The sequence below is a fragment of the Polaribacter sp. OB-PA-B3 genome (genome assembly GCF_054589375.1).
Genome location: NZ_BAAIIX010000004.1, coordinates 269136 through 285752 on the forward strand (window position 1 = coordinate 269136; position 16617 = coordinate 285752).

The following is a 16617-nucleotide window of genomic DNA, read 5'->3' on the forward strand; positions in this document are numbered from 1 at the left end:
AATTTACAAAAATTTCTGAATTGAATTTGATATTCGATTAAAATCCTTTTTTGTTAAATTGGAACTAGAAGGCAAACATAACCCTTTTTTAAATAAGTTTTCTGCTATATTTTCTCCATAATAAACACAATTTTCAAAAATTGTTTGTAAATGTAAAGGTTTCCATAGCGGTCTTGATTCGATATTGTCTTTCTCGAACTGATCTCGTAAATTCTTATTAGTAAATTCTGAAGTCTTAGAATCAATCAAAATACAACTTAACCAATGATTTGATTTCATAAAATCATCATTTTCTTTTAATAATGAAACACCATCAACATCTTCTAAAAGACTTTTATAATTTTGATGATTCGCGATTCTTGCACTTACATATTCTCTTAAATGACTTAATTCTTCAACACCAATAAGCGCAGCGATAATACTCATTCTATAGTTAAACCCTAATTTAGAATGTGAATAAAATTCTGATTTATCTTTAGCTTGCGTTGCTAAAAAAATAGCTTCTATTTTTTCTTCAATATTGTTACAAACTAATGCGCCACCACCAAATGAGGATACTATTTTATTATTATTAAAAGAAAAAATACTAAAATCACCAAAAGTTCCACATTTTTGATCTTTATAAACAGAACCTAGTGCTTCTGCAGCATCTTCAATTAAAGTTATTTGATACTTTTTAGCAATAGATACAATTTCTTCAACTTTACACGGCATTCCATATAAATGAACGATAATAATTGCTTTAGGTTTTTTCCCGTTGGCAATTCTGTCTTTAATTGCTCGTTCTAAGTGTTTCGGACAAATATTCCAAGTATCTGACTCACTATCAATAAAAACTGGTTTTGCTTTTTGGTATAAAATAGGATTTGCCGTTGCAACATAAGTGAAAGATTGACATAAAACCTCATCTCCTTCTGTAACTCCGCTTAAAATTAAAGCTAAATGAATAGCAGAAGTCCCGGAATTTAGAGCTACAACATGTTTTTTTGCTCCAAGGTATTTTTCGAGTTTACCTTCAAAATCAGCAATAACATTATAATTAGTAGTATTTATTTCTGAAGGTAAATCCACAGAGATATTACTACTCGAAAGCGCTATTCTTTTACTCATTTTTTAAAGCTAAATCTTGTTTTATTTTCCTAAACAAAAATATGTAACCCAAGATAAAAATAAATATTAATGCAAAAAAAACGATAAACTGTATTGACAATTTTAGATTATACGTTTTATAAACTATAAAATTAACAAGTAATTGCAGTATTGCATAAATACCCGCAACCTTTAAATGAGAAATTTTATAAACATCTACTAATTTTTGATAAATATGATGCCTATGTGGATCGAAAATGCTTTCTTTCGTGAAAATTTTACGGTACAGCAACGTATTGCCCGCATCGGCTCCGTAAACAATTATTATCAATAAGATTAATGGTGATGCTAATTTTATTGCCATTAAAAAACCTACAAAATACATAAATAACCCTATTGCAATACTACCTATATCCCCTGCAAAAAACAGTGCTTTTCTTCTAAAATTATAATATCCAAAAATAACTAAGGATATTGCTGTATATATTAACAAATTATTATCTACAATATTTTCAGTATTATTAATCATAAACAACCCCGAGATCACTGCTAAAGAATATAAGCCCGTTATGCCATTAATACCATCCATAAAATTGAACATATTTACAACTCCAATGCCTAAAAACAAGAATGAAACATATAAATAAATTGGAGAAAAAGGGTAATCAACTTGATATAAAATTAAAAAGACACCTAAAAACTGAAAAGGAAATCTAATTTTAGAGCTTAAGGTATAAATATCATCTAAAAAGCTAATCACTGAAATCAAAAAAACGCCTAAAACAAAATAAGGGTATTGATAATCGTTTAAAATAAAAAACAATAGAATGGCAATCGGAAAAATAATTCCGCCTCCTCTAACAGTAATTTTTGTATGAGAACTTCTTTGATTTGGTTTATCAATTATCTTAAATTTAATTGCTAATTTTAAGTATAAATAAGACAATATTGCTAAAAGTAATGTAACAAGTACGTAGATTTTCATAAATATTAAAATGATGCTATCGTTTTTTCTATTCCTTTTTCTGCGGATAAAGGTAATTCTTTTTCTATTTGATTTTTAATTTTTTGATTAGAAACAACATAGTTTTCTGTTAACTTTTGCAATCGTTCTGAATTTATAGGTAAAGGTAAGATGTCACCTAATTTGGCTAAAGTGTTCACTAAAAATTTAGGTGTCTTCAAAATCTTAGCAGGTTTATTTGTAACCTCTCCCATTATTTTTACCAAATCTTTTGTAGATAGTGATTCATTGTCGGCAACATTATAAACCCCAGATTCTATATTAGTGTTATCTATTAATTCATTAATCACAAAACACAAATTTTCTACTGAAACAAAAGATCTTTTATTTTCATATTTACCAAAAGGGTAAGGTATTCCTTTTGATACAAAACTGTATAGAAGGTTTAAATTACCTTTATTATTTGGCCCATGAATCATACAAGGCCTTAAAATATAGACCCTTTTACCTTGCGGAATCTCTTTAGACAAAATATAGTTTTCTGCGGCTAGTTTAGATTTTCCGTAAACAGTTACAGGGTTTGGTGTAACATCTTCTGTTAAAATACCCTCAACAACATCTGCTGCAGCTTTTACAGAGCTCATATAAATAAAAACTTCACAATCACTTTTTAAAAATTGATCAAACAAAGTTTTTGTTAACTCTGTATTTACTTCAAAATATTCTGAATCTTCTGATGTTTTTTTTAAATCGTGGGCTTTTCCTGCTAAATGGATACAACTTTTCGCTTTATTTAAGTCTTCTGAACTTAAGGCTTGATAACTCAATTCATCTATAGTTGGATTTCTAGAAACACCAATACAAAATTTATCTTGGTTAATTAAATATGAAGATAAATTACTTCCAACAAAACCTTTATTACCTGTTACAATTTGTAATTTCTTATTCAAATTAAGCTTTATTTAAAAATCCAACAATCTTCCAGAAACCTCTTAATTTAACTTTAGCATAATTAAATGGAATATTATTTCTTGTTAAAGCTTTTTTTATCTCTTTAGAAATCAATCTATAGCTACTTAAACCAGAACTACTTAACCCTCCTATTAACATAGAAGTTGTTGTAATATCGGAAAACTTCCATGTAATGTTATGCTTCAGAAAAAAACGTGTAATTAATTCGTAATCTGCACCTATGGTAAAATCTAAATGATAAACACCATATTTATCAAACAATTCTCTATTGAAGAAAATTGCAGGATGTGCTGGCATAAAACCAATTTTTAATTTCTCTGGGTTCCAGTTTTTTGCTGAATATTTACGAACCGTTTTTCCTGCTTCATTAAACTGTATAATGTTACCTATAGATGCTTCTACCTTGTTTTGTAAGTGAAAATTCGCTACATTTTCTAAAACTTTATTGTCCGTAAAGATATCGTCAGAATTTAAAATACCCACAATATCTCCTGTTGATAAAGCAATACCTTTGTTCATTGCATCATATAAGCCTTTATCAGGTTCTGATATCCATTTAGATATGTTAGATTCATAATTCTTTATGATATCTATCGTGGTATCTTTAGATTTACCATCTACAATTATATATTCTATATTTTTGTAGGTTTGAGAAATAACTGATTTTATAGTTTTCTCTATAGTTTTATCACTGTTATAGCAAACAGTTATAATTGATATTTTCATATTATTAACTTACTTTAGTGATATCGTAGCCATATTCATCTTTAAAATATGAAATTAGTTTTTCTTTGTCTTTACCAGCATTTTTATATGCTTCAAAAATTTTAGTATCTACTAAAAAACGATACCAAAAACACTGTAAAATATTCCATACAAAACCTCTTTTTCCCTCAACAAAACCAAGCTGTAAAAAATATCTAATAAACCAAAACAAAAAGGGTCTAAAAAACAAAGGTAATTTTAAATACTTTAGTTTAAGCCAACGTCGTCTTTCTTCTGAGTTTCCAAAAAAATTACCCTTTACAACATTAGAGTTCGTAAAATTGTAAATTTTATCTAAAATATCTATAGCTTCACGTGTAGCATAATTATTATGTTTAGTCGTCCACCAATTGATGTTGTTCAAGTTATCGTCTATCAAATCTCCTTCTAAAGTAGCCGTTTCACCTTCAATCAATTTCATACGCTCATCCATCCAACGCTGTTCACAATGAGCTTTACCATTTCTCCATAACTTTAAATGCCAAATGGGATACATTCCTCCTTTTTTAAGAGGTTTATTAAAAAAATACATTAACCTTTTTACTCTTATTCCTGTAATAGTATCGTTTACGTCAAATAACTTGTTTTTTATATTTAGTGCCAATTCTTCGGAAATATATTCGTCAGCATCAACACGAATAACCCAATCAGTTTTTATTTCTCCATTATTGATACCCCAGTTCAATTGAGCTGCATGATTCGTAAATGGATTCTGGTAAAATCTTGCTCCAAATTCTTTAGCAATACTTTCTGTTTTATCTTTTGAATAGGAGTCTATTATTAAAATTTCTTCACAAACATCCTTTAACGATTCTAAACACCTCTTTAGATGCATTTCTTCGTTAAAGGTAAGTACTAAAGCCGTTAAAGATGGTTTTTGTTTACTCATTACCTATAACTCTTTTTTTTATAAATTTAGCAGGATTACCACCAACAACTGTCCAAGAATCTACATCTTTAAAAACGGAAGCTCTAGCACCAACAACAGCTCCTTCACCTATGGTAACCCCCATGCCTACAAAAGTATCGGCAGCCACCCAAGCTCTGTCTTTAATAACAATAGGTGCTGTTATTAAAGGATTATTTTTTTTTGTGATATCATGAGATGCACTACATAAATGCGCTCTTTGAGAAATAGAAACTCGATTTCCAACAATTATCTTCGCAGGATTATAACAAAACGAATTAAATCCTATAGCAACGTAATCTCCTAACTCTAAATTCCATGGTGCCCAAATTTTCACTGAGGCCATAACTTTACAACCTTTTCCTATTTTTGCTCCAAAAATTTTCAATAATAAAATTCGCCATTTTTTAAATAATGGCATGGAAAAAGGGCGAAACAACAAATTCCAAACAAACCACCATAAAAGACGAGCTAATTTGTTTTTAACTCCTAACTTATTTTGATATTTATCATGTTTCATTTTTAATTCGATATTGCCTCTGTTAAAAAACTTAATGAATTAGCTCTATTTTTTTCTAATTTCAAATTTACCTTTGTAAAATCAATAGAAATTACACCTTCATCTGAAACTATATCATCTACAAAAAGTATTCTATCTTCAATTCCTAAATCTGCTAACAAATCAATTTGTCTTGAATTATTTGTTTTATTTTTCTTTAAGATCGTAAAAAATGGAATATTAAAATTAACAGAAAAACAAGTTCCATGAAAAGAAGTTGTTAAAACAAAACTAGCTTTTTCGAACAGACCAAGATATTCTCTTGGGCCAGCATCTATAATATTAATGACTCCTTCAGACTTGTCTTCTACAAACGCATTTTTACAAATTCTAACAATTTGTAAGTTGTGTTTATCAGCTATCTGGGTAGCAAGGTTAGAAATATAATCAGAGTCTGTTAAAACATACATTAATAAATACGGTTTATTAATATCTGTAGAAACAGCAAATTCACTCCATTCTTTTTTATTTAATAAAAAAGTAGGATCTAAAACCCAAGTAGCCGTTTTTTCTGAAACATTATTTACAATTTCTACCCCCGTTTTTTCTCTTGTACCAATTTTATCTATGTTATTTAACAAAGAAGCATATTTTTCTTGGTGAATTTCTGGAATTGAATTTACTCCAAAACTTGAGGCATAAGAGATTTTTAATTTATCTTTTGGTGCAAATGTCAAAAAATAAGGTTCGATATTAATATTTGTATTTGGGTTCCAAACCTGGTCACTTCCTACAACATAAACATCATAATCAAATTTTGATGCATACAATTTATCTATTGTATTTATTTCTTTTGTTTGTTTTGTATTTAACTTATGAAATTCTGAAAACTTATTATCTCTCAACTTTTTTTGTTGCAAATAAGGTAACGATTTAACAATTTTAAAATATGGATACACAAACTCTTTTATTCTTTGTTTTAAAGATAATTTAATAAAAGATTGAGACCTTTTAGTAGGTTTAAATTTAGGATTTTTATAAAACAAATAATTAATAAGTTCAGCATCATAACCTAATTGATTTAACTTATGCTGTAATGCAAAAGCCTGCAAATCAGCCCCATAATTATTTACATGCACAATAGTAATAATTCCAATTTTTTTCATAATGATTTTATTGAACTGGTTATTTGTTTCTTTTTATTTTTTGAAATTTTCTTTGTACTTTATTCTTCAATGCTTTAAAGAAAATACTGGAAAGTTCTAATTTTCTTAAGTTTTCAATTTTTTTATTTGTCGTTTGATAGTAATAGTTATAATCGTTAAGTTCTAAAGCTTTAAAAAAAGACTCTCTAGTTAACATCGTTACTTCTTCCCTTTTAGAATAAATTTTCTTTCTTAAATAAGACACCTTAAAATCAGATGATTTAACACGTTTTTCTGGAACCCATATACCTTGTTTTTCTTTATTTTTAATTCTATGAGCCAACCCTTCTCCTCTTTGTCTAAAACCTCCTGATTGAGAGTTAATCGCATCTTTTTCTGAAATCTCAACTATATTAATTTGATTTCTTTTATTGGCATCCTCAAAAACATCTAAAATCTTTTTATTTCTAAAAATCAACAAATTGGTACCATTATCATCTGCTTCAAACTGAGGTAACCAAGCATCTCCAATTGTTAAGTCTGCTGTTTCTCCTACAACATCGTCACAAAAATTACAAGCTGGTAACATTAAGGCTCCTTGATTAAATTTACCCCCTGCCACTTTTGCTGAATCTGCTTGAATAAAATCATCCTTTTTTGAACCTTTTTCCCAAGCTCTAAAAATATATTTTCGAGCAAGAATTCCATCTCCTTTAGTTCTATATTGAATATTATCCATCATATTTGGCTCAATACCCTTAGCCCAACCAAGAGATAAAGTCCAATTTATACTTTTAAAATGACCACAGACAAGTGAGACAGTAAATGCAATTCTTTCTTTAATTAATGGATCTACTATTTGAATTCTTCTTATACTTTTCACAAGACAAGGGACTCCTATAAACAGATACTTACCTGGTTTATCTTTAACAAGATTTAGTACTTCTGAAACTTCAACAACATGATATTTACTTTTTGCACCATCTCTAATTTCTTCTTGTGAAACACTTAATCCATATTTATAAAATGGATCTCCAGTATTTATTCTATCACTTTTCTTAACATGAATTACCCCGTCAATTAAGCCTAATCTTAGTAATTCTGCTCCTACCCATGTACCTGAACCACCAGATGTACCATTATTTCTAAACTCTTGTTCATTAACATAACCCGCATAAACCTTCTCATAAAATCCAATTTTATCACTAAAGTTAGATTTACCATCTAAAAATTGTTCTCCTAAAACATTTTCATTTAGTTCAGGTTTCAAAAATGGGCAAACAGCTTCAACTTTTTTAATAGTATCTTTATTTTTAAAAACTTCGCTATTTAAGTCAGGTGTATACTCTCCATATTCATTAATTTTCATTACTCCTTTACTTGCAAAAGCACAAGCCCCACAACCAACACAATAATTCCCATCAACAACTTTATATAAATTTCCTTCCATCTATTTCTTCTTTAATTACATAATTTATCGAAACCAAAATTTTCATTTTCTTTGATAACATTAATTTGTGGTTATATATATCTGTTTCATTTTTCAAATCTATCCTTTATTTTCTTTGCAGTAATTCCTCTAAATATAAAAAATGGTTAATCTTTTTTATACTACATGATAATCTGCAATAATTTTACTAATTAATTTTGTACTCCCATCATCTTTTACTACTGAAGAATATTTAACAAACTTAACATATGCTTTGTAATATGCTATTAAAACACCTATATAAAGGCCAAATGGTAAATATTTTTTTATGAATTTTTTCATTATTTTAAAAAGTTATTTATAATATTTTTTTGATTAACAGGATTAAAAACATTATCAATTATTTTGTAACAATTATTTCTAATTACCTCCCTATTCTTATTTTGAGCAAACCAAGTTAAAACTGCATTAACTAGACTGTCCATATCATTATGTTTAAACAACTTGCCATTTTCTCCATCAATAATAGATTCGAATTCTGGCATTTGAAAGTTGGCATTACTATGAGAAATTACTGGTGTACCATAAGTTAATGCATGAATTGCAGTTAAGCCTATCTCACCTGGGGAAATACAGCAATCACTACTAGCTATTAAACTGTAAATTTCAAATTCATCATAAGAAGGTCCATAAAATTTAATTTGATGACTTAATTTTTTATTAAAAGTTAACTCTTCTAAATTATTTTTTTCGGTACCATCTCCAACAAATAGAAGATTAAACTTTTCACCTTTTTTATTTAAAATGTCAATCAAATCTATTAAAACGCTTAATTTTTTTTGTTTTGTTAACCTTCCTATAAATATTAATTGAGCTCTATTATAATTTTTACCAAATATTTTTTTCTTTAACTCAAGAAAATCTTCTGTCTTTAATTTATTTCTATTTAAAACCTGTGTTTTATAATCTAATGAATTATAAATCACTTTTAATTTTTTTTCAGGAAACCCTTTAGCAATCATATTCTTTTTTGCTCCATCTCCATACAATAAAATACCATCAAAAAGTTTGTAAAAATTTAAATAAAATTTAGTTTTAAAATTATCTTCATTTTTTAATAATCCATGAGTCCAATTGTAACATTTTTTTCCTTTTAATTTTAAAATAAAAAAAGAAATTAAAATAGTAATCCAAAATGGAGACGAATGTAATATATATCTATCAAAATCATTTTTTAAAATATAGGATATCATTTTCTTATGAAAAACAAAACTTTTAAATCTAAACGAAGGTGTGTTGAAGAATTTTTTATTCCCCTTAAATTCGTAAGCTTTAATAGATGTTCCCATCATATTTTTATCTCCAATAAAGAAATATTCATTTTCTTTATCTTCTAGTAGCTCTTCAATTACACCATTTCTATAATGTGGAAAACCGGGGTACATTACTAAAATTTTTTTCATTTATATAATACTAATTTATTTTAATAAAGTTTTTAATCGAATAACACCTGCATCAAAAGAAAACTCTTTATTATATTCGTTTCTAATGTAATCTCTATTATTACTATTGTCTTTAATATTTAATAATAATTCATCAAATGTTGTAAAAAAATCTACCTCGTTAGAAAACTTAGTTATAAAATTAGATTCTCCAATATTTTCATAGCCTCTATAAGATTTTTCTTGTATTACACAGGGTAAACCTAGTGCTAGAGCGTCCATTATTCTTAATTTTAAACCACCACCTAATCTTGTTGGGCAAATATAAATATCGCCTTCTGCTATAATTTTTCTGATATCTTTTGGAGATGGAATAATTGTAACACTTAACTCTTTACATTTTTGCATTAACTCTTCACTTGGAGACCTACCTGTAATAATTATTTCTATATTTTTATGTTTTTCTTTTAATTTAGGGTATATAGCTTCTAAAAACCAATTAACCCCATCTAAAGTTTGATATGTAACTAAAGAGCCACTAATAATTAATTTTAAAGTTTCTTTAGAATTAAAAGAAGTTGTATTTTTATTATAAATAATCTCTTTGTTTTTAAAAAACTCGAAACAACCAATTACTTTTTGTGTAGAACTACTATTACCATACTTTACTTTAAATAAATTTAAATCTGGCTGGGTTAAAAACAAATTTATATGAGATGATAAATATGCTCTTTTTTCAAACTTTTTAATCCAAAATAAAAAATTACCTCTAATAGTTTCTATACTTTTATTTTCTTTTTGATATTCTACCTCATAATTATGGTGTATCGTTACTAGTTTACAATTAAATTTTTTAAATATATTTATAAAACTACCACCAACCACACTACCATCAAAAACTACTGTATCTAGATTGTCTTTATTTTTATTTGCCCAAGATTTAATTACTGTATCAAACCTAGTTAGTTTTCCTATTAAGATTCCTAAAATAGCACTAAACTTAGTTCTTGGTAGCACTTTAATAATTTTAGAAGACTCGTAACTTAATACATTCTCTTCATAAGAGTCTGCCACAAACAAAACTACTTGCTTAGGATATATTTTATTTAGAGCTTCTAAATACGCTCTTGTAGCAAATGCCCCACCACCTATTTTGGTAGGATCGTGTTTTGTTATAAATACTATCTTTTTCATTACAAATTAACTATTGAATTATAAAACTTATCTGTTAGAACATTCCAATCTCTAAACTTTAAATTGTAGCTATAATTTGCAGTTGGTTTCTTTAATGCACTATTAATTTTTAATAAAAAGTCTGTTGTATTATATACCGGTTCTATTTCATAATCTTTTAAATACTCCCCATCATGATAAGCAACAATTGGTTTTTTTGCTGCCATAGCTTGTAAATATTTTGCCGTGATACCCCAATTTTTAGTTTTATATCTATCTTTAGGATTGGGTACAATAACTACATCTGCATTTGTAATATAACTAGGTACTTCTGTAGGTTTAATACCTGGTATATAAAAAAGGTTAGTATTTTCTTTTTTTAGAAACTCTAAAAAATTTTGATTTGGCTTTTCTGGGCATACAATTACAAAGTTTAAATGCTTATCTAATTGGGCAGCACTAACAATCATATCCCAATCTATATCTCTAGCACCAACATACAATACCGTGTTTTCTTTTTGTAATACCTCTGGTTTAGAATACATTTTAGTATAAGCATCTAAGTCTACACCGTTGTTTAAAATAGTACAATTTTTAGCTTTTGTGTACTCTTTGTAAAAACATGTAACGGTATCAAAATTTTCATCATTTACTATAAAAACAGCATCTGCATTAAATAAAATTTCTTTTTCTGCGGCTATAATATATTTACTGGCATTTTTATTAGCACAAACAGGGTCTGAGGGCCTATAAATAATTTTTGCTTTTGGAAAAAGCTTTTTTATTTTTTTATAGTATAATAAAGCTTCATTAGATTCAAACACAAAATGCGAAACTCCCTTAAATTTATTTTTTAAAAATTTATTTGTACTTCTTAAAGAAGATTTTTGTAAATATTCATTAATATTATTAGAAAAGAATTTTCTAATTCCTCCTGGTAATGCCAATGTAGGTAGTGTTAAATTATGCAATTCCCCTTTTCCTACTGTATATTTAACCCCTTTGCTTAGTTTTTTTAACACAGCTTTATTTAACCTTTCATCTTTCTTAAAATAAGAATAATAAGGCCTTGGTACACTAAAAAAAAACACTTTCCATCCTTTATTAGCAAAACCTTCTGCAAATTTATGAAACCCACCTTGTCTCTTAGACTCCCAATTGTGAAATGTAAGAAATACTATTTTTTTAGTCATTTAATTATAAATTATGTCTTTAAATCTTCAATTTTAGATAAATTAGAAACAATAAGAAATAAACCAGTAAATTCTGAAAACAAAATTACAATTTCTGTATTCATTAAAATAGTTATACTAAGAAGTAATGCTATTTTTTGAACACTATTCTTCTTTATTCTTATAGGTTTTACTAATAAGTATATTATTAGTAAAAAAATACATATGCCAATTATTCCTCTCTCCATTAACACCAATATAAATGCATTATGCGGAGAAAATAAATTTTTAGATTCTACTTTAGCATATCTGGCTCTTTTATGCATGGTTACCAAATTTGCTCCTGTGCCCAAAATTGGCGATTCATTAAAAAAAGCAATACTAGCTTCCCATCTTCTAAATCGCCCATTAGACACATCTACATTACCATATTCTAAACTATCGTTTCTTGAGGCAATACTATCTATAATACCAATTTTATTAAAAGAAAAGGTTAAGCCTATCAATAAAATAATGATTCCTAAAAATCTAAAAAACTTTTTATTTTTATTAAGCTTTACGCTTTTGTCTCTTTTAAATACGAAAACAAGTAAAATTACATTAACAATCATAACACTTCTTGTTAATGTAATACTACAAACAACTACAGCTATAAGTATAAAAATTTTCTTTAATTTAATTGGCATTACAGTGTATAATATAATACTCATTAAAAAATAAGCCACAGCTGTACCGGTAGCAGCCGCTATTGTTGTACTAATTCTACTAATACCTCCAAAATCGTGTCCACTCAACTCTTTTTCATAAGATAAAATACCAAAGCTATACAAAATTATTTCAAGACTAATTATTGTAACCAATAAAAAGGTCGGTTTTAGTAAATACTTTACATTTCCTTTATTTAAAGGAAAAAATAAAAACACCAATAATGTACCATAGAAATCTGTACCGGCTAAAAAGTTATTAGTAACTTCTGAAGAACCACCATTTACAGCAGATAAATACCCTAAAAAAACACCTAGTAGGGTTAAAAGTATTAATTTAAAGTTTTTATTTAAGGCATTTATTTTTAAGGGAGCTACAAATGGAAGAAGAAAAAAACAAATTTCTGGTAAGAAAAAACTGTAACCAAATATATTCGTAGTTAATTTTATTTCTAAACTTTCTGGTGCTATTAAGCGTAAATAAATAGGTGCTATTAAAAAATATACGTGTAATTTATTAGCAAGTGTATTTATGTGGCTCATTAATAACTCTTCATTAAATTAGAATAAACCTCATTTAAACTAGTAGCCATTGCTAACCAAGTATTTGTTTCAATTTTTTTAAAATTAGCTTCACCTAAGCTTTCTATCTCAGAATTTTCTTTAGTTGACAAAACATCCATCTTGTTTACTAAATCATCACTATCTTTAAAAACGCAATTTGCTGGTATTAACTCTGTCATACTACCAACATTAGAAACCAAACAAGCACTTTTTAAAGACATACCTAAAATTAAACTACCCGAAGTTAAGATGTCTTTATATGGATATACCGTTACATCGGATGTTTTTATATAACCTTGAATTTCGTTATCTGCTACATAACCTGGTTTAAAGTGTATATTAGAAAAGCCTAGTACTTCTTTGTTAATTAATTGAATATCTTTAGGGTTTGTTACATGGCCACAAATTAATAATTGGCAATTATCGTTGTTCATCCTTTTAAAGGCACTTATAAGATCTAAGACACCTTTATAAGGACGAATATTTCCTAAAAAAGTAAATGTAAATTTGTCTTCAGGTATTTTTATAATATCTTTTTTAAACGCTTTCTTATCTCCTAAAAAAGGAGAATAATCCTCACAATAATTACCATGAGGTATTAAAAAAATTTTTTCTTCTGCTATCCCTAATTCATTTACTAATTTGTTTTTTGTAAATAAATTATGAACAAAATAGGCATCTAAAAGTTTGGTGAAATATTTTAAAAAAAACTGATCTATAGCAACATTTTTTTTCTCATGGTTTACTAAATTATGAACCGTCCAAACATACTTTTTATTCTTTTTAAAGAAACTTAATCTAAGTAAAAAAACCATTGCCTTAAACAATGATTTTAAATAAGAATTCGATTTTATAAAAGGTTCAAACCAATGGAAATGAATAATATCAGCAGTATGTAATTTAGGTGTATTAAAAAAGGCGCTAGTTCCTGTAGCTGCAATATCAATTTTTACTTCAATCTCTCTAAACTTATCAATAATTCTTTTTTGATAAGGATTGTTTTTATAATATGGTGTAAAAAAAATTTTGAGATTATTCATTAATTAATCATTTTATTTGAAATTTTATTTGAAATTTTACTAAACATTTGTTTAACAAAAAATTTTTCTTCTTTATTAAATGAATAATAATAAACAGTAAAAACAAATACAGTAATAGATAAGCATATAGTTAAGATAAACCTATATTTGAAATCAAAGATATTCACTACAACATAACAGGTAATAATTGACGAAAAAACCGGAATGATTTGTTTGTAAAGAACTTCAGCAAAGTAATTTTTTAAATTAAAATTGGTTAATTTTTTTATAACAATTATTCTGGTAGTGTTGGCTGCTATTTCGCTTAATGTATAAAAAATCATCCCAAACACAACAGGGTATCCTAAACTAAAGAACAAATAGCTTACAGGTAGCGCCAATAACTCAAAGACACCCACTGTTATTTGATAATTTTTTATTTTTCCTATAGATTGAATTCCTGAGTGTATGCCTATAGTCAGTTGATATAGGAGGATATTAATAAGAATAAAAAAAGTAAAAAGTTCTGTATAATTTGGGTAATCATCTCCTAACCAAAATCTATATATACTCTTAGATTCAAAAAGAAAGGGAATAACTACAAAAGCAGTCAACATAAAACTAAATTTACAACTTTTAAAAATTAGATCCATCAATCTAACTCTATCTCCTTCACCCTCACTACTAGCCATTTGAGGTCTAATTGTTTGCATTAGTGTTCGAGAAAAAAACAATAATTGTGAAGAAATTTGTGTTGCAACTGCATAAGCAGCATTAACTGACGTGTTAAAAAATAAGTTATAAATGATTGTTAAACCTTGATTTTTACCTATCGTGCTTAATGATCCAAATAAATTCCATCCTGCAAATGAGGTTAATTCTTTAATTATGTTTTTGTCAAAAAACTTCGAAAAGTTAATTTTAACATATTTATATTTCCAGTGCAAATAAATAAATTTTAACACCTTTATAAAAACAGTAAGTAGTGCTAGTAATAGACCATAAAAAACTAATCTTTTATCATGATTTACAAATAAAAGGCATAAAACTGCTATAAATTTTAAAATTACTTCTAATGTACTTGATATTGCAAGAAATTTAAAATTTTCTTTTGAAATAATTAAAGCTTCTACAGGAATTGAAAGAATAACAAAAAATGTAGAGACAGCTACAATTTGAATCAACACATTAGCAGCTTCTAACCTACTTAAATCAATATTCAGTTGATTATTAACCATATAAACCCCAACAACCTCTATAAAAAATATAAATAAAACGGCTATTATAAAGTGAATAACAAAGCTACTATTATATAATTTATTAACTGTTTCTTTATTATTAATATTAAAAGATAAGAAACGCTGTGTTGCATTGGCCATAGTAGTGTTTAAAAAAGCAAGCATAAATACAACACCAGCAACTACATTAAATAAACCATAGTCACTTTGTCCTAAATAGTCTAATAGGTACCTAGTTGTAACTAATGAAATAACAATTGTTATTAAAGACTTTAAATATGTAATAATAGTATTTGAAATTATTTTTTTATTTCCATCCATTTATCACAAATTAATTTTATCTCTTTTCTCATCTTTTTGAGGTTGATAGAAAATCAAATGATAGTAATATTTATTTAAAAAATTACTCAACCTGCTTTAAAATTTCATGACCTGCTTTTAAAAGATCTACATCTTTTTTCATTAAAGCAACATCGCTTTCCATCATATCTTTTACTAAAGCAGCTAAATCAAACTCGGGTACCCAACCTAATTTTTCTTTTGCTTTTGTTGGATCTCCTAATAATAAATCTACTTCCGTAGGTCTAAAATAAGATGGATCTACAGATAAAACTTCTTTACCTATTTCTACTTGAAATTCTTTTTTGTTACAAGCAACTACATATGCTTTTTCATCTACACCCTCACCTTTAAATTCTAACTCAATACCTACTTCATTAAAAGCCATTTTCACAAAATCACGTACAGTAGTCGTTACACCAGTTGCAATCACCCAATCTTCTGGTTGATCTGCTTGTAAAATCATCCACATCATGCGCACATAATCTTTTGCATGTCCCCAATCACGTTTAGCCTCTAAGTTCCCTAAATAAACCTTTTCTTGCAATCCTAAAGCAATTTTAGCAACAGCACGTGTAATTTTTCTTGTTACAAAAGTTTCTCCTCTTCTTGGAGATTCATGATTAAACAATAGACCGTTACAAGCAAAAATATTATATGCTTCACGATAATTTTTTGTTATCCAAAAACCATAAATCTTTGCAACACCATATGGAGAACGAGGATACAAAGGAGAATTTTCATCATAAAAACCTCTTTCATTCTTATTTTCAGGTAAACCACCAAACAATTCAGAGGTTGAAGCTTGATATATTCTTGTTTTCTTTTCTAAACCTAGAATTCTTACAGCTTCTAGTATTCTTAAAGTACCAAGCCCGTCAACATTACCAACATATTCTGGCATATCAAATGAAACTTTTACATGAGACATCGCACCTAAATTGTAAATTTCATCTGGTTGACACTCTTGTATGATTCTAGTTAAATTCATAGAATCTGTTAAATCACCATAATGTAGTTTTAACCTTTGATTTGGGTCGTGCGGATCCTGATACAAATGATCTATTCTATCCGTATTAAAAAGAGATGCCCTTCTTTTGATACCATGTACCATATACCCTTTTTCTAATAATAGCTCTGCTAAATAAGAACCGTCCTGCCCTGTAATTCCTGTAATTAATGCTACTTTCATAAAA

16 protein-coding genes are annotated in these 16617 nt (G+C 27.5%); all 16 read right to left on the minus strand.

What is annotated here, in order from left to right:
- Positions 1–3: 3 nt before the first annotated feature.
- The 16 genes from ACYPV9_RS09890 to gmd all read right to left on the minus strand — a co-directional run bounded on the left by ACYPV9_RS09890 (position 4) and on the right by gmd (position 16613).
- A complete protein-coding gene (locus tag ACYPV9_RS09890; RefSeq protein ID WP_459743368.1) occupies positions 4–1110 on the minus strand; it encodes a DegT/DnrJ/EryC1/StrS family aminotransferase in 1107 nt (368 codons plus the stop codon).
- The gene (locus ACYPV9_RS09895; RefSeq protein WP_459743370.1) at positions 1103–2074 is read right to left on the minus strand and encodes an MraY family glycosyltransferase; all 972 of its coding nucleotides are present in this window, start codon (positions 2072–2074) and stop codon (positions 1103–1105) included. The genes ACYPV9_RS09890 and ACYPV9_RS09895 overlap by 8 nt, the downstream gene beginning before the upstream one ends.
- 5 nt (positions 2075–2079) lie before the next feature.
- Positions 2080–3003 (minus strand): NAD-dependent epimerase/dehydratase family protein, encoded by a 924-nt coding sequence (locus tag ACYPV9_RS09900; protein ID WP_459743372.1) that lies wholly within the window; start codon positions 3001–3003, stop codon positions 2080–2082.
- 1 nt (position 3004) lies between these two features.
- Positions 3005–3751, minus strand: coding sequence for a glycosyltransferase family 2 protein (locus ACYPV9_RS09905; RefSeq protein WP_459743374.1), 747 nt, complete (start codon positions 3749–3751; stop codon positions 3005–3007).
- 4 nt (positions 3752–3755) lie between these two features.
- Positions 3756–4679 (minus strand): glycosyltransferase family 2 protein, encoded by a 924-nt coding sequence (locus ACYPV9_RS09910; RefSeq protein ID WP_459743376.1) that lies wholly within the window; start codon positions 4677–4679, stop codon positions 3756–3758.
- The gene (locus tag ACYPV9_RS09915; RefSeq protein WP_459743378.1) at positions 4672–5217 is read right to left on the minus strand and encodes an LbetaH domain-containing protein; all 546 of its coding nucleotides are present in this window, start codon (positions 5215–5217) and stop codon (positions 4672–4674) included. The genes ACYPV9_RS09910 and ACYPV9_RS09915 overlap by 8 nt, the downstream gene beginning before the upstream one ends.
- A gap of 2 nt (positions 5218–5219) precedes the next feature.
- Positions 5220–6362, minus strand: a complete 1143-nt coding sequence (locus tag ACYPV9_RS09920) for a polysaccharide pyruvyl transferase family protein (protein ID WP_459743380.1) — start codon at positions 6360–6362, stop codon at positions 5220–5222.
- A 19-nt stretch (positions 6363–6381) separates the two neighbouring features.
- Positions 6382–7791 (minus strand): Coenzyme F420 hydrogenase/dehydrogenase, beta subunit C-terminal domain, encoded by a 1410-nt coding sequence (locus ACYPV9_RS09925; RefSeq protein ID WP_459743382.1) that lies wholly within the window; start codon positions 7789–7791, stop codon positions 6382–6384.
- A gap of 156 nt (positions 7792–7947) precedes the next feature.
- A complete protein-coding gene (locus ACYPV9_RS09930) occupies positions 7948–8112 on the minus strand; it encodes a hypothetical protein (RefSeq protein ID WP_459743384.1) in 165 nt (54 codons plus the stop codon).
- Complete coding sequence (locus ACYPV9_RS09935; RefSeq protein WP_459743386.1) at positions 8112–9233, minus strand: glycosyltransferase; 1122 nt, start codon at positions 9231–9233, stop codon at positions 8112–8114. The genes ACYPV9_RS09930 and ACYPV9_RS09935 overlap by 1 nt, the downstream gene beginning before the upstream one ends.
- A gap of 15 nt (positions 9234–9248) precedes the next feature.
- On the minus strand, positions 9249–10406 hold the full coding sequence (locus ACYPV9_RS09940; protein ID WP_459743388.1) for a glycosyltransferase: 1158 nt from the start codon (positions 10404–10406) through the stop codon (positions 9249–9251).
- A complete protein-coding gene (locus ACYPV9_RS09945; protein ID WP_459743390.1) occupies positions 10406–11578 on the minus strand; it encodes a GumK N-terminal domain-containing glycosyltransferase in 1173 nt (390 codons plus the stop codon). Before ACYPV9_RS09945 ends, ACYPV9_RS09940 begins: the two co-directional genes overlap by 1 nt.
- An 11-nt stretch (positions 11579–11589) precedes the next feature.
- On the minus strand, positions 11590–12804 hold the full coding sequence (locus ACYPV9_RS09950; RefSeq protein ID WP_459743392.1) for an O-antigen ligase family protein: 1215 nt from the start codon (positions 12802–12804) through the stop codon (positions 11590–11592).
- Entirely contained in the window at positions 12804–13865 is a 1062-nt protein-coding gene (locus tag ACYPV9_RS09955) for a glycosyltransferase family 4 protein (protein ID WP_459743394.1), read from the minus strand. The genes ACYPV9_RS09950 and ACYPV9_RS09955 overlap by 1 nt, the downstream gene beginning before the upstream one ends.
- Positions 13865–15403, minus strand: coding sequence for an oligosaccharide flippase family protein (locus ACYPV9_RS09960; protein WP_459743396.1), 1539 nt, complete (start codon positions 15401–15403; stop codon positions 13865–13867). The genes ACYPV9_RS09955 and ACYPV9_RS09960 overlap by 1 nt, the downstream gene beginning before the upstream one ends.
- A gap of 82 nt (positions 15404–15485) precedes the next feature.
- Complete coding sequence (gene gmd, locus ACYPV9_RS09965) at positions 15486–16613, minus strand: GDP-mannose 4,6-dehydratase (protein ID WP_459743398.1); 1128 nt, start codon at positions 16611–16613, stop codon at positions 15486–15488.
- Between the last annotated feature and the right edge of the window lie 4 nt (positions 16614–16617).